The organism is Isoptericola sp. NPDC056618 (assembly GCF_042792715.1).
GTDB classification, from domain to species: domain Bacteria; phylum Actinomycetota; class Actinomycetes; order Actinomycetales; family Cellulomonadaceae; genus Isoptericola; species Isoptericola nanjingensis.
The window spans coordinates 18,694-35,710 of record NZ_JBHTVZ010000009.1 but is presented as its reverse complement, the minus strand read 5'-3'; the positions used below and the strand labels follow the sequence as shown (position 1 = coordinate 35,710).

The window sequence follows — 17,017 nt, the reverse complement described above, 5'->3', positions numbered from 1 at the left end:
GGGTGCGCACGTGCCTGCCTCCACCGCGCCCGTGCGCCTCGTCCTCGCCTCGCAGTCCCCCGCCCGCCTGGCCACCCTGGCGGCAGCCGGCGTCACACCGCGGGTCGTCGTCTCGTCCGTCGACGAGCCGGCCGTGCTCGACGCCGCGCGCGCCGGGTTCGGCGGCGACCTCGACCCCGCCGACGCCGTCCTCGTCCTGGCCCAGGCCAAGGCGGAGGAGGTCAGCGCCCGCCTCGAGGACGGCGGCGAGGACGAGGCGTCCGCCCTCGTGCTCGGCTGCGACTCGATGCTCGAGCTGGACGGGGAGATCCTCGGCAAGCCCGCGGACGCCGAGGACGCCCGCCGCCGCTGGCGCGCGATGCGCGGCCGCGCGGCCGTCCTGCACACGGGCCACTGGCTCGTGGACGCCCGCGACCCCGAGGACGGCGGCACGGGCGGCACGCTCGGCGCGTCGTCGTCCACGACCGTGCACTTCGCCGACGTCGACGACGAGGAGATCGACGCCTACGTCGCGACGGGCGAGCCCCTGCACGTGGCCGGCGCGTTCACGATCGACGGCCTCGGCGGCCCGTACGTGGACCGGATCGAGGGCGACCACCACGGCGTCGTCGGGCTGAGCCTGCCGCTGCTGCGAGAGCTGCTGGGCGAGCTGGAGATCCCCTGGCGGTCGCTCCGCGACCCCCGCTGAGCGGCTCGGACCCACTGCCGAAACCACCAACTCCGGGCGCCTCCGGCACTACCTACCGCCCGGGTCCATGTGGGATCCCTCCAAACGGCCCGGATCGTCGTTGGTACCCGGCACAGACTTCTCCGCAGGCGTCGCGCGGGTGCCGGCGGACGACGGCGCACGCGTTACCGTGAGCCGTGCCCACCATCAGCAAGGTCCTCGTCGCGAACCGCGGCGAGATCGCCGTCCGCATCGCCCGTGCCTGCACCGACGCCGGGATCGCCTCCGTCGCCGTCTACGCCGACTCCGACCGAGACGCGCTGCACGTCCGGCTCGCCGACGAGGCGTTCGCGCTGCAGGGCCAGCGCGCCGCCGACACCTACCTCGACGTCGAGAAGCTGCTGGACGTCGCGCGCCGCTCCGGCGCGGACGCGGTGCACCCCGGCTACGGGTTCCTGTCGGAGAACGCCCAGTTCGCCCAGGCCGTGCTCGACGCCGGGCTGGTGTGGATCGGGCCGCCGCCCGCCGCCATCGAGTCCCTCGGCGACAAGGTGAGCGCGCGGCACATCGCGCAGGCCGCGGGCGCGCCCCTGGTGCCCGGCACATCCGACCCGGTCCAGGGCGCGGACGAGGTGCACGCCTTCGCGGCCGAGCACGGGCTGCCGATCGCCATCAAGGCGGCGTTCGGCGGCGGCGGCCGCGGCCTGAAGGTCGCCCGCACCGACGACGAGATCGACGAGCTGTACGAGTCCGCGGTGCGCGAGGCGGTCGCCGCGTTCGGCCGCGGCGAGTGCTTCGTGGAGCGGTACCTCGACCGGCCGCGCCACGTCGAGACGCAGTGCCTCGCCGACGCGCACGGGAACGTCGTGGTGGTCTCCACCCGCGACTGCTCGCTGCAGCGCCGGCACCAGAAGCTCGTCGAGGAGGCGCCCGCGCCGTACCTCACCCCGGAGCAGGAGGCCGAGCTCGACCGGGCGTCGCGGGCCATCCTCGCCGAGGCCGGGTACGTGGGCGCCGGCACGTGCGAGTTCCTCGTCGGGACCGACGGCACCCTGTCGTTCCTCGAGGTCAACACCCGCCTGCAGGTCGAGCACCCGGTCACCGAGGAGGTCACCGGCATCGACCTGGTGCGCGAGCAGCTGCGCATCGCGGCGGGCGAGCCGCTGGGGTACGACTCCACCACCGTGCGGGGCCACTCGTTCGAGTTCCGCATCAACGGCGAGGACCCGGCCGCGGGCTTCCTGCCCTCCCCCGGCACCGTCTCCACGCTGCGCTGGCCGTCCGGCCCGGGCGTGCGCGTCGACACCGGTGTCGTCGAGGGCGACACGATCTCGGGCGCCTTCGACTCGATGATCGCCAAGCTGATCGTCACGGGCGCCACCCGCGAGCAGGCGGCCCAGCGAGCCCGCCGTGCGCTGCGCGAGCTCGAGGTCGCGGGCATCCCCACCGTCGTGCCGTTCCACCGCGCGGTGATGGAGGCCCCGGACTTCGTCCCCACCGACGGTTCCCCCTTCCGCGTGCACACCCGCTGGATCGAGACGGACTTCGCGGACGAGCTGGGCAAGCTCGCGCCGGCTGCCCCGGCACCGGTGCCCGACGCCGAGGAGCCGGCCGAGGAGCTCGCCGAGCGCGTCGTCGTCGAGGTCGGCGGCCGCCGCCTCGAGGTCGTGCTGCCCGCCGGGCTCGGCGTGGCCGCCGGTCGCGCGCGCCGTGCGAACGCCGCCCGCCGCCCCGCCCGCCGCGGCAACGGCCGCGCGTCGTCCGCCGCGAGCGGCGCGACCCTCGCGTCGCCCATGCAGGGCACCATCGTGAAGGTCGCGGTCGCGGACGGCGCCCAGGTGGCCGAGGGCGACCTCGTCGTCGTGCTCGAGGCCATGAAGATGGAGCAGCCGCTGCTCGCGCACAAGGCGGGCACCGTGCGGTCGCTGTCCGCGGCCCCGGGCGACGGGGTCACCGCCGGCGCCGCGATCTGCGAGATCGTCGACTGACCCCGAGGCGGTCTCCTTCCCCTACCTCGGCAGGGCCCCTGCTCCCTCGCGGGCTCTCGTACTACCTCGCGGGGTCGGGAACCCTTTCGGCGGGCTCGGCCGGGCGGGCGATGGCGGCCAGCGACCGCCGCGCGGAGGGCACGGACAGCACGGCGACGACGAAGGCGACGAGCAGCGCGCCGGCGACGACGAGCAGCACCTGCACGGAGTAGCGGTCGGCGAGCGGGCCGAAGACCACCATGCTCAGCGGCATGGCGACGGTCATGACGATGCCGACGAAGCCGAAGACGCGGCCCTGCATCTCGGGCTCCACGGTCTCCTGCAGGATGGCCATGCTGGGGGCGGACATCAGCGTGAACGTGACGCCGATCAGCAGCCCGAGGACGAAGAAGACCCACATGTTCGTGGCCAGCCCGAGCCCCGCGGTGAACACCCCCGCCGCGAGGGTGCTCCCGACGATCAGCACCACCCGGTTCGTGACCCGGGTGCCCACGAACGCCATCGCGAGCCCACCCGCGAGCATCCCCGCCGCCCAGAACACCTCGTTGGTGGTGAGCTTCCAGACCTCGTCGCCGAAGGTGCGGGTCACCATCAGCGGCGTGAGGTAGGAGGGCGCGCCGATGAGCACCATCGTGGTGGCGAAGATCGTCATGAGCCACTTCACGGCGCCGTGGCCACGGATGTAGCGGACGCCCGCGGCCAGGTCGCCGAAGTAGCTCGGCTTCTCCGTGCCGGCGCCCTCGGGCGCGGCGTCGTCGTGCCGGACCAGTCGCGGCACGGTGACCAGCAGCAGCATGCCGATGCCGAGCACCGCGGTGACGACGTCCACGAAGAACACCGCGACGATGTCGAAGCTCGCGTAGATCGCGGCGGCGACCACGGGGGCGAGCAGCATCATGCCGGACTGGATGGACTGGTTGATCCCGTTGATGCGGATGAGCTGGGGCGCCGGCACGATCTGCGGCACCATCGCGTTCACCGCGGGGGTCTGGATACCCGCGAACGTGGAGCGGACGGCGAGCGCCACGTAGATCAGCCACAGGTCGTCGACGCCGGAGAGCATGAGCAGCGCGAGCGCCAGCGTGATCGTCGCGATGGCGCTGTCCGCGCCGATGATCAGCAGCTTGCGGGAGTGCCGGTCCGCCCACACCCCGCCGAAGATCGACATGAAGGCCTGCGGCAGCATGCCGAACACGATGCTGAGCATGAGCACGGACCCCGACTGCGTGACGATCGTCAAGTGCCACATCACGGCGAACTGGACGAGCATCGACCCGAGCAGCGAGATCGTCTGGCCGGTGAGGAAGATCGCCACGTTCCGCTTCCAGCCGGGCATCTCGTCGCGCGGGTCCGCCGCCTCGTCGTCCATGGTGGTGGATGACGGTGCGGGGTCGGGGAACTCATCGGTGCCGTGGGCGCTCACCGTGCCATCGTCGCCTGTAGCCTGACCGCGTGCCCAGCCGATTTCCCCCGCGCGAGACCCTCCACCGGCACCCCGGGGACGGCTGGGTGGCCTGCGGCGACCACCGGCACTGGGGCCTCTACGGCGCGGCGGGGCTGCTGCTCGCGCGCCGCGGGCCGGGCGCCCCGGGCGCGCTCGGCCCGGTGACCGACGTCGTGCTGCAGCACCGCGCGGTCTGGTCGGACCAGGGCGGCACGTGGGGCGTGCCGGGCGGCGCGCTGGCCCCGGACGAGACGCCCGTCGACGGGGCGCTGCGGGAGAGCCTCGAGGAGGCGGCCGTCGAGCCGCGCGCGGTGCACGTGCTGGGCACGCACGTGCTCGACCACGGCCCCTGGGCCTACACCACCGTGCTCGCGGACGTCGCGCCGGGCGCCCGCGTGACGCCCGGCGCGGCCGACCCGGAGAGCCTGGAGGTGCGGTGGGTCGCCGTCGACGAGGTGACGACGCTCCCCCTGCTGCCCGCGTTCGCGACGGCGTGGCCCGCGCTGCGGGCGCGGCTCGACGGCCGGTCCTGACCCGGCCGGTCCCGGCGCGCCCGGCACGGGGCCGTCAGACGGCGGCGTCCTCCCCCGACTGCCCGTGCAGCACGCGGGCGGCCTCGGCGATCGACCCGGAGAGCGACGGGTAGACCGTGAACGAGTCGGCGACGTCGTCCACGGTGAGGCGGTGCGCGACGGCGAGGGTGATCGGGAAGATCAGCTCGCTGGCGCGCGGGGCCACGACGACGCCGCCGAGCACGACGCCGGCGTCCGGGTGGGCGAAGAGCTTCACGAAGCCGTCGCGCATGCCGAGCATCTTGGCGCGCGGGTTGCGCGCCAGCGGCAGCGTCGTCGTGACGTACCGGTAGCCCCGCTCGCGGAGCGTCGACTCGCTGAGGCCGACCGTGGCGATCTCCGGCGCGGTGAAGATGTTGGCGGCGACGCGACCCGGCTTGAGCGGCGCGACGGCGTCGCCCAGGGCGTGCGACATCGCGATGCGGCCCTGCATGGCCGCGACGGACGCGAGCGGCAGCACGCCGGTGCAGTCGCCCGCGGCGTAGACGCCGGGCACGGAGGTGCGCGACACGCGGTCCACCTCGACGTGGCCGCTCGCCGACAGGCGCACGCCCGCCTCCTCGAGGCCGATGCCGGCGGTGGACGGCACCCCGCCGACGGCGATGAGCACGTGCGAGCCCTCGACGACACGGCCGTCGGTCAGCGTGACGGCGACGCCGTCCTCGGTGCGCACGGCGGACGCCGCACGCGACCGCGACATGACGGTCATGCCGCGGGCGCGGAAGACGCCCTCCAGCAGCTCGGCGGCGTCCATGTCCTCCCCGGGCAGCACCCGGTCGCGGGAGGAGACGAGCACGACCTGCGAGCCCAGTGCCTGGTAGGCGCCCGCGAACTCCGCGCCGGTGACGCCGGACCCCACGACGATCAGCTTCTCGGGCAGCTCGGCGAGGCCGTAGAGCTGCGTCCAGGTGAGGATGCGCTCCCCGTCGGGGACGGCGGTGGGCAGCGTGCGCGGCGTGGCGCCGACGGCGAGCAGCACGGTGTCGGCGTCGAGCGTCGTCACGCCCGTCCCCGTGTCGACGACGACCCGCGACGGGCCGTCGAGCCGGCCTGCGCCGGCGACGATCTCGACGCCCTCGCGCTCGAGCCGGGAGTGGATGTCGCGCGACTGCGCGTCGGCGAGCGCGAGCACGCGGGCGTTCACGGCCTCGAGGTCGACCAGGTCGCGACGCTCGCCCGCGGGGGCTTCGCCACGGACGCCGAGCTCGGGGCCCTGCTCGGCCGTGGTGAACCACTCGGCGGTGGCGATGAGGGTCTTGGAGGGCACCACGTCGGTGAGCACGGCGGCGCCGCCGAGCCCGTGGCGCTCGACGACGGTGACGCGGGCGCCGAGCCGGCGGGCCACGAGGGCGGCCTCGTAGCCGCCCGGGCCGCCTCCGACGACGACGACGTGCGGCAGGCGCGGGTCGGTCTCGGGGACGCCGGGGGTGGCGGCGACGGTGGAGGCCGGGCTGTCGGGGGTGGTGGCCGGCGAGGTGTCCGGGGAAGGGGTGTTCACGGAGGGCACGGGGGCCATTGTGTCAGGCCGCCGGGGCCCCGGTGTCGGCGCGGCGACGGGTCGCGGCCCGGACTACCCTCGGGACCATGAGCACCACGAGCCGCAGCGTCGGGGACCTCGACGACCCGACCACCGACCCGTTCGACGTCGCCCGCGCCGCGGCCGACCACATCGCCGAGGCGACCGGGGTGCCCGGTCACGACGTCGCCCTCGTGCTGGGCTCCGGCTGGGGCGGCGCCGCCGAGCTGGTCGGCGACGTCGTCGCGGAGATCCCGACGCACGAGATCCCCGGCTTCGCCCGCCCCGCCGTGGCGGGGCACGCGGCGACCACGCGCTCGATCCGCGTGGAGCGACCCGACGGCGCGGTGCGGCACGCGCTCGTCATCGGCGGACGCACGCACCTGTACGAGGGCAAGGGCGTGCGGCGCGTCGCGCACGGGGTGCGCACCGCGGCGGCCACGGGCTGCGAGACCGTCGTGCTCACCAACGGCTGCGGCGGCCTGCACATCGCGTGGCGGCCCGGCCAGCCGGTGCTCATCCGCGACCACCTCAACCTCACGGCCACGTCGCCGCTCGAGGGCGCCACGTTCGTCGACCTCAGCGACCTGTACTCGCCGCGGCTGCGCGAGATCGCCCGCGGCGTCGACCCGGAGCTGCCCGAGGGCGTGTACGCGCAGTTCCACGGGCCGCACTACGAGACGCCCGCCGAGGTGAAGATGGCCGGCCTCATGGGCGCGGACCTCGTCGGCATGTCGACCACGCTCGAGGCCATCGCCGCCCGGCACGCCGGCATGGAGGTGCTCGGCGTGTCCCTCGTGACCAACCTCGCCGCGGGCATCAGCCCGCAGCCGCTGTCGCACGAGGAGGTGCTGGAGGCCGGCCAGGCCGCCGGCCCGCGCATCAGCGAGCTCCTCGCCCGCATCGTCACCGCCCTGTAAGCGCGCACCGAGCCGAGCACCCGACCGAGGGGACCCCGCCATGAGCCTGGACACCGACGACCCGGCCTACGAGCCGGCCGCGACGGCGACCGAACTGCCCATCCTGCTCGACGCGGTGGAGCGCTGGATCCGCTACGACGTCGACGACGACGACAAGGCCGAGCTGTCCCGGCTGGCCCAGCAGACGTCGTCCGAGCGACCGAGCACCCGCGAGCACGCCGTCGCGCTGCTGCGCGACCGGTTCGCCGGTCCGCTCCAGTTCGGCACCGCAGGGCTGCGCGGCGCGATGGCACCCGGTCCGAACCGGATGAACCGCGCGGTCGTGACGACCGCGGCGTCAGGCCTCGGTACGTACCTCACGTCGGTGCTGGGCCGGGGGGCGGCGGCGCGCGTGGTGGTCGGCTACGACGCCCGCGACCGGTCGTCGACGTTCGCCACGGACACCGCCGCGGTGCTCACCGCCGCCGGCCACGAGGTGCTGCTGCTGCCCTCCGCCCTGCCCACCCCGGTGCTCTCGTTCGCGGTGCGCCACCTCGACGCCGACGCGGGTGTCATGGTCACCGCGAGCCACAACCCGGCCCAGGACAACGGCTACAAGGTGTACCTCGGCGGGCGGGTCGTCACCGACGCCGGCCAGGGGGCACAGATCGTGCCGCCCCACGACGCCCGCATCGCCGAGGCCATCGCCGCGGCGGGGCCGCCGTCGGGCGTCCCGCGCGTCGAGTCTGGCTGGCGGGTCCTGGGCCGCGAGGTGGTCGACGCGTACGTCGCGTCGGTGCACGACCTGGCCGAGCGCGCCGGCACGTCCACCGGCCCGACGGAGCGGGCGGCGCTGCGCGTCGTCACGACGTCGCTGCACGGCGTCGGCGGTCGCGTGCTCGCCCGGGTGCTGGCCGACGCGGGGTTCACGCGGGTGCTGCCGGTCGAGGAGCAGCTCGACCCCGACCCGGCGTTCCCCACGGTCCGCTTCCCCAACCCGGAGGAGCCCGGCGCCATCGACATGGCGGTCGCCCTCGCGGAGGCGCACGCCGACGTCGTCATCGCCAACGACCCCGACGCCGACCGGTGCGCGGTCGCCGTGTACGACCCGAGCCACGGCACCCACCAGGGGGCGGAGACGGCCCGCTCGCACGGCTGGCGGATGCTGCACGGCGACGAGGTGGGCGCCCTGCTCGGGCGCGAGGCGGTGCGCCGCATCGCCCGCGGCGAGGTGCCCGCGCCGGACGGCTCGGGCACGGGCCCGGTCGTGGCGTCCTCGGTCGTGTCGTCGCGGGTCCTGTCGTCGATCGCGGTCCGCTACGGGGTCGGGCACGCGACGACGCTCACGGGTTTCAAGTGGATCGCCCGCACCCCCGGGCTGGTGTTCGGGTACGAGGAGGCGCTGGGCTACTGCGTGGACCCGGCCCACGTGCGCGACAAGGACGGGCTCAGCACCGCCGTGCTCGTGGCGCTGCTCGCCGCCCGGGAGAAGGCCGCCGGCCGCACGCTCGTGGACGCGCTCGACGACGTCGCCCGCGAGAACGGGCTCTTCGTCACCGACCAGCTCTCCGTGCGGTTCGACGACCTGTCCCGCATCCCCGACACGATGGCGCGGTTGCGCACGGCGCCGCCGCGCACGCTCGCGGGGGCCGGCGTCGCCGAGGTGCTCGACCTCTCCGACGGCATCGACGGACTGCCGCCCACGGACGGCATCGTGCTGCTCGGCGCTGACGACACGCGCGTCGTGGTGCGGCCCAGCGGCACCGAGCCGAAGGTCAAGTGCTACCTGGAGGTCGTGGAGCCCGTGGCCCCGGACGCGTCGGCGATCGACGTCGGTCGGCTGCGCGTCGCGGCGCACAAGAAGCTCGACCGGATCAAGGCCGACCTCCGGGCGGCGCTCGGCCTCTGACCCCGCCTCAGCCGACCAGGGCGGCGTCGTCCTGGTCGACGGCGGCCTTCCACTCGCCCTTGCGGGCGCGCCAGTCCTCGTCGTCGCTGCCGCGGCGCCAGTAGCCCGACGCCGACAGCAGCTCGCGCGGGACGTCCAGCTCCGCGCGGACCCACCGGCGCAGGTCGCGCACCATGCCGGCCTCGCCGTGCAGGAAGACGTGCGGCGCGCCCGCGGGGAGGTCTCCGGCCGCGTGCGCGGCGCGCACGGTGCCGGCGAGGTCGCCGGTGCCGCGGTGCACCCAGGTGAGCGTGAGGTCGGCGGCGCTGACCAGCTCCTGCTCGTCCTCGGGCCCGGGGACCTCGACGACGGCGTGCGCGACGGCGCCGGCGGGGAGCGCCTCGAGCGCGGCGGCGATGGCGGGCAGCGCGGCGTCGTCCCCGACGAGCAGGTGCCACGGCGCCTCCGGGTCGGGCGCGTAGCCGGCGCCCGGGCCGAGGAACGTCACCGGCTCCCCCGGCCGGACCCCCGTCGCCCACGGCCCGCCCACGCCCTCGTCCCCGTGCACCACGAGGTCGAGGTCCCACTCGGCCTCGCCCGACGCGGCGGCGTCCGCGTCGCGCCGGGACCGCACCGTGTACGCGCGCAGCAGGGGGCGGCCGTCCGCCAGCTCGCCGAGCACGAGCTTGACGTAGGTGTCGGTGTGCCCGGTGGGCTCGACCGCCGCGAGCTCGGGGCCGGCGATCGTGACCCGCACCAGGTGCGGGGTGACCCGGTGGACGGCCGTGACCGTCGCGTGCCGAGGGGTGCGCTTGCGGGCGGGCGGGCCGGCGGGGGTCTGGGGCTGCGAGTCAGACATGGTGAGGCGAGCCTAACTTCTCCGGGCCGGCACCCCGCGTGTGACGTCGCTCACCCCGTCGGCCCACGTCGGCTCACTACGGTTCACGCCCGCGCGAACCGGTGCACCCCGGCCGCCGCGAGACCGGCCGCGAGGGCCAGGACGAGCACCGCCGTCGTCGCGCCGGGGCCGGCCCGCTGGAGCAGCCAGGCGGCGGCTGCCACCACGAGCCACCCGCGCAGGTACCACGCGCCCAGGACCAGCATGGACATGTCGCCGTTCGGCGTCATCATCGGCGTGAAGAGACCGGGCGGCGCCGCGGTCGCGCCCGCCACCCAGACGCGCGCGCCGAGCACCAGGGCGACCACGAGGAGCGCCGCCACGACGCCGCCCGCCCCCGCTCCCGCCGTGCCCGCCGCGGCCGCGATCACGGCCAGGACCGCGGGCACCACCGCGTGGCCGGCGACGGCGCGCCCGGCGGAGCCGGGCAGGAGGGCGCCCGGCTGCGGCGGGGCGGCGAACGCGTGCAGGCCGTCCGACCAGGTCCGCGCGGCCGCGTACAGGGCCAGGGCTCCGGCGACGGTCACGACGGCGGGGCCGCCGTCGGTCCCCCACCGCACGAGGAGCGCGCCGACGACTCCCGTCGCGAGCGCGGCGCCGGCCGCGGCGGGCCGGCGTCGCAGGCCGAGGAGGTCCCGCGCCACCAGGGGCGCCGCGCGCAGCAGCGGCCGCGGCAGACGCGCCCGGCGTCCGCGGTACGTGCGGGGCCCGAGCACGTCGGCCGCCGCCCCGGAGTCGCCGCCCACCAGACCGCGGCCGGCCGTCACCGTGCGCGACTGGACCGCGGCGGCCGCGTCGACGTCGAGCTCGTCCGGCAGCATCTTCACCACCAGCCACGCCGACGCCAGCCCGGCGGCGACGACCAGCGCGCCGCCCACGAGGACGCCGGCCCGGGTCGCGGGCGACGGTGCCGGGGCGAGGGCGGGCACCGCCAGGGGCGTCGCCGCCCCCAGGGCCGCGACCAGCCCGAGCGCCAGCAGGAGGACGGTGACCCCGGCTGCGGCGCCCCGTCGTCCCGGCGCCTGCGCCGCCGCGCCCACGGCCAGCGGGACCTGCGCCAGCAGCGCGGCCCCCACCCCCGCGCCGAGGAGCGTCGCGGGGTCGGCGGCCCCCGGCCCGCCCGCGAGGCCCGCGGCGCCCGCGGTCGCGGCGAAGGCGCCGACGGCCGCGGCGCCGAGGGTGAGCAGCAGCGCACGGCGGCGGAGGACGTCGCGAGGGCGGAACTGGCCGGACAGCGCGAAGGTCGTCTCCGCGCGGCTCGTCCACAGCGGTCCGCCCGCCCGGGACGCGGCCAGCCCGGCGAGGCCGGCGACCCCGAGCGCCAGCGCCGACCCGGCGACGAGCAGCGCCGCCCGCCCCTCCGCCGCGTCGGGCACCGGTACCGCCGCGGCCGCCTGGGCGAGGGCGCTCCACAGGATCGGGCCGTACACGAGCGCGAGCAGCACCACCCCGTACCCGAGGTAGACGCGGTCGTGCGGGTCCCCGCCGGACTCCGCCGCCCGGACGACCAGCGTCCGGCGACGCAGCGACGCGACCCAGCGCCGCCAGCGCGGGTACGGCACGCGGGCGCCGTCGTCGACGTGCGCGGGCACGCTCACGACGCGCTCACCGTGCCCTCATCGACGCCCCGGGGCCGCGAGCTCGACCTCCCGGCCGCGGCGGGCGAGGTCGGCGCGCAGGTCGGGGTCGTGCGTCGCGACGAGCAGCGCGCGGCCGGCGTCCAGCGCGCCGGAGACGAGGCGCCGCGCCACCGCCCGCCATCGGGCGTCGAGCCGCTGCTCCGGCTCGTCGAGCAGCACGAGGCGAGCGGGCCGGTAGAGCGTCGTCGCGAGGGCGAACATCTGCCCCTCCCCGGACGACAGCTCGCCGGGGAGCTGGTCGCGCACCCGGTCCAGCTCGGCCGCCGCGAGCGCCGTCTCGACGTCGGGGCCCGCATGCCGGCCCGCCCACGCCGACGCGACGAGGCGCAGGTGCTCGGCGACCGTGAGGTCGGGGTACGCGGCCAGGCCGCCCAGCAGCAGCGCGACGTCCTCCCGCCGCCGCAGGCGCGCCTGCCCGGCGGGCAGGCCGAGCACCCGCACGTCGCCCGAGGTCGGCTCGTCCTTGCCCGCGACGAGGCGCAGCAGCGTCGACTTGCCGCTGCCGTTCGGCCCGACGACGGCGGCCGCCTCGCCCGGCCCCAGCGTCAGCGACGTGGGCGCCAGGACCTGGACCGTGCCGCGCGTGCGCGCGGCCGCGCGGACGTCGACGAGCGGCTCGGCGGCCACCCGGCGGCCCTCAGTAGCCGCTGTCGCCGGCGGGCGCGGGCTGGCCGGAGAACCCCGCGAGCACCCCCGCGGTCCCGGACAGGCCCAGCCGCGTAGCGCCGGCGCGGATCATGGCGAGCGCGTCGTCCAGCGTCCGGACCCCGCCCGAGGCCTTGACCCCCAGCGCGCCCCCGACCGTCTGCGCCATGAGCTCCACCGCGTGCACGGACGCGCCGCCCGCAGGGTGGAAGCCCGTCGAGGTCTTCACGAAGTCGGCGCCGGCGTCCTGCGCGGCCCGGCAGACGGCGACGATCTCGGCGTCCGTGAGCGCGGCCGCCTCGATGATGACCTTGAGCAGGTGCTCGGCGGGCACGGCCGCGCGGACCGCGGCGATGTCCGCCCGGACCGCGTCGAACGCGCCCTCCTTGGCCGCGCCGACGTCGATCACCATGTCGACCTCGTCGGCGCCGTCGGCGACGGCGCGGGCCGCCTCGGCCGCCTTCACCGCGCTGACGTGCTTGCCCGACGGGAAGCCGCTCACGGTCGCCACCGCGATCCGGCCGGCCGCGACGCGCGCGGCGTGCGCGACGAACGTCGGCGAGATGCAGACGGAGAACACGCCCAGGCCGACGCCCTCCTCCACCAGGGCCGTGACGTCGGCGGTCGTGGCCTCCGGCTTGAGCAGCGTGTGGTCGACGAACCGCGCGAGCGCGAGGGCGTCGGCGGGCACGTCGGCCTGGCCGGACCGGGCGGCGTCGTTCATCGCTGCGCTCCCTCGACCTGCTGGTACCCCGGCAGGATGACGTCGTCGACCAGCGCGCGGCGCTCGTCGTGGTGCATGAACGCGCTCCACGCGGCGGTCAGGGTGACGTCCGCCAGGTCGTCGATGGTCCAGCCGGCCTCGGTGACGAGCCGCGTCATCTCGTTCGTCATGGACGTGCGGGACATGAGGCGGTTGTCCGTGTTGAGCGTGACCGCGAAGTCCAGCTCCTTGAGGCGCGTGATCGGGTGGTCGGCCACCGACGTCGCCGACGTGGCGCCCGTCTGCAGGTTCGACACGGGCGCCACCTCGAGCGCGATCTGGTGGTCGCGCACCCAGTGCGCGAGGCGCCCCAGCTCGGCGCGCCGCTCGCCGTCGTCGTCGAAGCCCTCGTGGAACGTGATGTCCTCGACGATCCGCACGCCGTGGCCGATCCGGTCGGCCTGGCCGAGGTGCACGGCCTCGGCGATCGACGCGGGCCCGGCCGCCTCCCCCGCGTGGATCGTCGTCGGGAAGTCCTGCTCGGCCAGGTAGCGCCAGATCTCCACGTGCCGCGAGGGCGGGAACCCGTCCTCCGGGCCGGCGATGTCGAAGCCGACCACGCCGCGGTCGCGGTGGGCGACGGCGAGCTCGGCGATCTCCTGCCAGCGGTCGGTGTGCCGCATCGCGGTGACCAGCTGCCCGACGCGGATGATCTGCCCGCGCGACGCCGCCTCGCGGATGCCCTCGTCGATGCCCGCCTGCACGGCCTCGACCGTCTCCGGCAGCGTCAGCCCGCGGGCCAGGTGCTGCTCCGGCGCCCAGCGCTGCTCGGCGTACACGACGCCGTCCGCGGCCAGGTCCAGCACGGCCTCGCGCGCCACGCGGGCCAGGGCGTCGGCCGTCTGCATGACGGCGATGGTGTGGTCGAACGTCTCCAGGTACCGCACCAGCGACCCCGAGTCGGCGGCCTCGACGAACCAGGTGCCGAGCGACCCGGCGTCCGACGCCGGGAGCTCGTGACCCACCTCGGCGGCGAGCTCGAGGACGGTCTGCGGTCGCAGTCCCCCGTCGAGATGGTCGTGCAGGAGCACCTTGGGCAGGTCAGGGATCAGGTCGACGAGGGCTTGCGTCATGGGGCCAACCTACCGGCGATCAGGCGTCGCCGGAGGCCTCGGGATCGTCGAGCCCGGGGACCTCCTGGCTCTGCTCGACGACGTCGGCCTCCGCGGCCTCGCCGTCCAGGTCGGGCCGGGCGTGGCGCGGCTTGTACTCCTCGACGCGGCCACCGGCCTCCGCGGCGTCGCCCGCCTCCGCGTCGTCCGTCAGGGCGTCCTCGACCAGGCTCGTGGTGTCGTCGGGATTCCCGAGCCCGGCGTCCCGCCAGGCGTCGTCCGGGGCGGTGCTCATGGGGCTTGTCCCTTCGCTCGACGGCGGTGCGCTCCCATCGTGGACCCCGGCCCCGTGGCGCGCCAGAGGAGCCGGGACCCCTGTCAGGACGTACGGGAGCAGGCCGTGCGTCTGACACCTCGGTGGCGGTCGGCCCTCAGCCTCGCGCGTCCCGCGGCAGCAGCGCCCACACCACGTGCGGCCAGCCGCCCAGCGCGGCGGTAGCCGGCGGGTCGTTCCCGCGCTCCCGGGCGCCGGCGGCGACGAGCCGCGCGACCGGCACCGCGTGCAGCCGGCCGGCCGACGGCTCGTAGACGGTCGCGACGCCGCCCCGCACGGTCGTGAGGAGGACGACGTGCCGGGGCACCGCCGTCGACACGCCGCCGGCGAGGTCGCCGCCCGAGTACAGCGGGACGGGCACGCCCGCGGCCGCAGCGTCCACCGCGGCGGCCAGCACGCGCGCGCCCGAGCGCCCGCCGACCACGCGATGGGTGTAGCGGACCGGTCCGTACCGGGCCACGCGGGCCGCTCCCCACGGCGGCGTGCCGAGCGCGACGGGCCACGCCGGCAGGCCGCCCGGCCCTCGCGTGGCACGGGCGTGCAGCGTTCGCTGGGACCCGGCGAAGATCTCGGCGGCACCCGGCGGCCGGCGGCTCAGCTCGAGCGCCCGGCGCGGGTCGCTCGCGAGCGCGAGCAGGGCCAGCACCGCCGCGCCGCACGTACGCTCGTCGACCTGCCGGGCCGGGGCGACCACACCGTCCGCGGCGGGGAGCGTCAGCGTGCGCGGGCGCCCCGGGGCGGGCTGCGGACCGCGTCGGCCGAGCGGGTCGAGCACCCGTGCCCGCACCGCCGGGGCGAGCGCGGCGAGCGCCGGGACGAGGTCCTCGGGCACCTCCGGGCGGGCGAACCGTCCGGCGGGCGGCAGCTCCGGCGTCGGCCCCGCGAACGCGCCCAGGAGCGCGAGGACGTCCGTCGCGCGCAGCGCCCGCGCCGCCATCGTCCGGACCCCTCCCGATCGCCCGGCCCGGTCAGCCGATCCGGTCGAGCAGGAGCGGTCGGGCCGCGTCGCCGCCCACCGCGTCGTCGACCGCCCACTGCCCCTCGAGCGCCGCCCGGGCGCGGTCGAACCGCTCCGGGGTGTCGGTGTGCAGCGTGAGAAGCGGCTGGCCTGCGGCGACCTCGTCCCCCGGCTTCGCGTGCAGCTCGACGCCCGCCCCGGCCTGCACCGGGTCCTCCCGGCGCGAGCGCCCCGCGCCGAGGCGCCAGGCCGCGATGCCCACGGCGTACGCGTCGAGCCGGGTGAGGACGCCGGACCGGTCCGCGAGCACGTCCTGCCGCTCGCGGGCGCGCGGCAGCGGCGCGTCGGGGTCGCCGCCCTGCGCCGCGATCATCCGGCGCCAGACCTCCTTGGCGCGGCCGTCGGCCAGCGCCGCGCGCACCTCGGTCTCGGGCACGGGCCGTCCCGCCCCGGCCAGCATCTCGACGGCCAGCGCCACGGTGAGGTCGACGACGTCGGCCGGGCCGCCGCCGTCGAGCACCTCCACCGACTCGCGCACCTCGAGCGCGTTGCCCGCGGTGCGGCCGAGCGGCACGGCCATGTCGGTGAGCAGCGCGACCGTGCGCACGCCCGCGTCGGTGCCGAGGTCGACCATGGTGCGGGCGAGCTCCCGCGCGGAGTCGAGGTCCTTCATGAACGCGCCCGAGCCCACCTTGACGTCGAGGACGAGCGCCCCGGTGCCCTCCGCGATCTTCTTGCTCATGATCGAGCTCGCGATGAGCGGCACCGACTCGACCGTCCCGGTCACGTCGCGCAACGCGTAGAGCTTCTTGTCCGCGGGCGCCAGCCCCGCCCCGGCGGCGCAGATCACCGCGCCCACGTCCTCGAGCTGGTCCATGAGCTCGGCGTTGCTCAGCGCGGCCCGCCAGCCCGGGATCGCCTCGAGCTTGTCGAGCGTGCCGCCCGTGTGCCCGAGGCCGCGGCCCGAGAGCTGCGGCACGGCCACCCCGAACGACGCGACGAGCGGCGCGAGCGGCAGCGTGATCTTGTCCCCCACGCCGCCGGTCGAGTGCTTGTCCGCGGTCGGGCGCGACAAGCCCGAGAAGTCCATCCGCTCGCCGGACGCGATCATCGCGCCCGTCCAGCGCGCGACCTCCGGGCGCGTCATCCCCCGCAGCAGGATCGCCATCGCGAGGGCCGACATCTGCTCCTCGGCGACGGCGCCCCGCGTGTAGGCGTCCACCACCCAGTCGATCTGCGCCGCCTCGAGCGGGTGCCCGTCGCGCTTGGTCCGGATGACGTCGACGGCGTCGAACGGCTCGCTGCCCGACATGCTGCCCGGCACGGTCATGCCTCGCTCCCCTCGCGGTAACGGTCCAGGTCCGGTGCGCCGAACGCGTCGGGCAGCACCGCCGTCATAGGCACGACGCCCCGGACGGACTCCACCAGCAGGTCGGGGCCGCCGTGCTCCCACAGGAGCTGCCGGCACCGCCCGCACGGCATGAGGGTCCGCCCCGCGCCGTCCACGCACGTGAACGCGACGAGGCGGCCGCCACCGCCCGTGACCAGGGCGGACACGAGCGAGCACTCCGCGCAGAGCGTCACCCCGTAGGCGGCGTTCTCCACGTTGCAGCCCACCACCACGCGGCCGTCGTCCACGAGCGCCGCCGCCCCGACCGGGAAGCCGGAGTACGGCACGTACGCCCGCTCGACGACGTCCCGCGCCGCGGCGCGCAGCGCCTCCCAGTCGACGGTCGGACCAGTGCTCGTCATC

General features: G+C 76.4%; 16 protein-coding genes. 5 read left to right on the top strand and 11 right to left on the bottom strand.

What is annotated here, in order from left to right; all coding sequences use genetic code 11:
* The first annotated feature begins 10 nt into the window (after nucleotides 1–10).
* Nucleotides 11–688, top strand: a complete 678-nt coding sequence (locus tag ACFQ8T_RS12385) for a Maf family protein (protein WP_430546833.1) — start codon at nucleotides 11–13, stop codon at nucleotides 686–688.
* Nucleotides 689–864: 176 nt separating this feature from the next.
* A complete protein-coding gene (locus ACFQ8T_RS12380) occupies nucleotides 865–2,655 on the top strand; it encodes an acetyl/propionyl/methylcrotonyl-CoA carboxylase subunit alpha (RefSeq protein ID WP_430546832.1) in 1,791 nt (596 codons plus the stop codon).
* 61 nt (nucleotides 2,656–2,716) lie between these two features.
* On the opposite strand, the gene ACFQ8T_RS12375 is transcribed toward ACFQ8T_RS12380, so the two are convergent.
* Nucleotides 2,717–4,078 carry an MFS transporter gene (locus ACFQ8T_RS12375; protein ID WP_430546831.1) on the bottom strand — a complete coding sequence of 454 codons (1,362 nt, stop codon included), beginning with the start codon at nucleotides 4,076–4,078 and terminating at the stop codon, nucleotides 2,717–2,719.
* 29 nt (nucleotides 4,079–4,107) lie between these two features.
* Between ACFQ8T_RS12375 and ACFQ8T_RS12370 the strand changes: the two genes are divergently transcribed.
* Complete coding sequence (locus ACFQ8T_RS12370) at nucleotides 4,108–4,632, top strand: NUDIX domain-containing protein (protein ID WP_430546830.1); 525 nt, start codon at nucleotides 4,108–4,110, stop codon at nucleotides 4,630–4,632.
* A 34-nt stretch (nucleotides 4,633–4,666) separates the two neighbouring features.
* On the opposite strand, the gene ACFQ8T_RS12365 is transcribed toward ACFQ8T_RS12370, so the two are convergent.
* Entirely contained in the window at nucleotides 4,667–6,070 is a 1,404-nt protein-coding gene (locus ACFQ8T_RS12365) for an NAD(P)H-quinone dehydrogenase (RefSeq protein ID WP_430546953.1), read from the bottom strand.
* 185 nt (nucleotides 6,071–6,255) lie between these two features.
* Here ACFQ8T_RS12365 and ACFQ8T_RS12360 point away from each other — a divergent pair, with 185 nt between their 5' ends.
* Entirely contained in the window at nucleotides 6,256–7,107 is an 852-nt protein-coding gene (locus ACFQ8T_RS12360; protein WP_430546829.1) for a purine-nucleoside phosphorylase, read from the top strand.
* Between the two features lie 40 nt (nucleotides 7,108–7,147).
* Nucleotides 7,148–8,995 (top strand): phospho-sugar mutase, encoded by a 1,848-nt coding sequence (locus ACFQ8T_RS12355; RefSeq protein ID WP_430546828.1) that lies wholly within the window; start codon nucleotides 7,148–7,150, stop codon nucleotides 8,993–8,995.
* A gap of 7 nt (nucleotides 8,996–9,002) precedes the next feature.
* Here ACFQ8T_RS12355 and ACFQ8T_RS12350 read toward each other — a convergent pair whose 3' ends face one another.
* From ACFQ8T_RS12350 to ACFQ8T_RS12310, 9 genes are all read right to left on the bottom strand, one after another.
* Nucleotides 9,003–9,833, bottom strand: a complete 831-nt coding sequence (locus ACFQ8T_RS12350; protein ID WP_430546827.1) for a siderophore-interacting protein — start codon at nucleotides 9,831–9,833, stop codon at nucleotides 9,003–9,005.
* A gap of 83 nt (nucleotides 9,834–9,916) precedes the next feature.
* The gene (locus ACFQ8T_RS12345) at nucleotides 9,917–11,470 is read right to left on the bottom strand and encodes a hypothetical protein (protein ID WP_430546826.1); all 1,554 of its coding nucleotides are present in this window, start codon (nucleotides 11,468–11,470) and stop codon (nucleotides 9,917–9,919) included.
* Nucleotides 11,471–11,488: 18 nt separating this feature from the next.
* Nucleotides 11,489–12,139: an ATP-binding cassette domain-containing protein gene (locus ACFQ8T_RS12340; protein WP_430546825.1), complete on the bottom strand. Its 651-nt coding sequence runs from the start codon at nucleotides 12,137–12,139 to the stop codon at nucleotides 11,489–11,491.
* 10 nt (nucleotides 12,140–12,149) lie between these two features.
* Nucleotides 12,150–12,881, bottom strand: a complete 732-nt coding sequence (deoC, locus tag ACFQ8T_RS12335) for a deoxyribose-phosphate aldolase (protein ID WP_430546824.1) — start codon at nucleotides 12,879–12,881, stop codon at nucleotides 12,150–12,152.
* A complete protein-coding gene (locus tag ACFQ8T_RS12330) occupies nucleotides 12,878–13,993 on the bottom strand; it encodes an adenosine deaminase (RefSeq protein ID WP_430546823.1) in 1,116 nt (371 codons plus the stop codon). Before ACFQ8T_RS12330 ends, deoC begins: the two co-directional genes overlap by 4 nt.
* A gap of 19 nt (nucleotides 13,994–14,012) precedes the next feature.
* On the bottom strand, nucleotides 14,013–14,267 hold the full coding sequence (locus tag ACFQ8T_RS12325) for a hypothetical protein (RefSeq protein WP_430546822.1): 255 nt from the start codon (nucleotides 14,265–14,267) through the stop codon (nucleotides 14,013–14,015).
* 136 nt (nucleotides 14,268–14,403) lie between these two features.
* On the bottom strand, nucleotides 14,404–15,243 hold the full coding sequence (locus ACFQ8T_RS12320; RefSeq protein ID WP_430546821.1) for a hypothetical protein: 840 nt from the start codon (nucleotides 15,241–15,243) through the stop codon (nucleotides 14,404–14,406).
* Nucleotides 15,244–15,274: 31 nt separating this feature from the next.
* On the bottom strand, nucleotides 15,275–16,594 hold the full coding sequence (locus tag ACFQ8T_RS12315) for a thymidine phosphorylase (RefSeq protein ID WP_430546820.1): 1,320 nt from the start codon (nucleotides 16,592–16,594) through the stop codon (nucleotides 15,275–15,277).
* The gene (locus ACFQ8T_RS12310) at nucleotides 16,591–17,016 is read right to left on the bottom strand and encodes a cytidine deaminase (RefSeq protein WP_430546819.1); all 426 of its coding nucleotides are present in this window, start codon (nucleotides 17,014–17,016) and stop codon (nucleotides 16,591–16,593) included. Before ACFQ8T_RS12310 ends, ACFQ8T_RS12315 begins: the two co-directional genes overlap by 4 nt.
* Nucleotide 17,017: the final 1 nt, after the last annotated feature.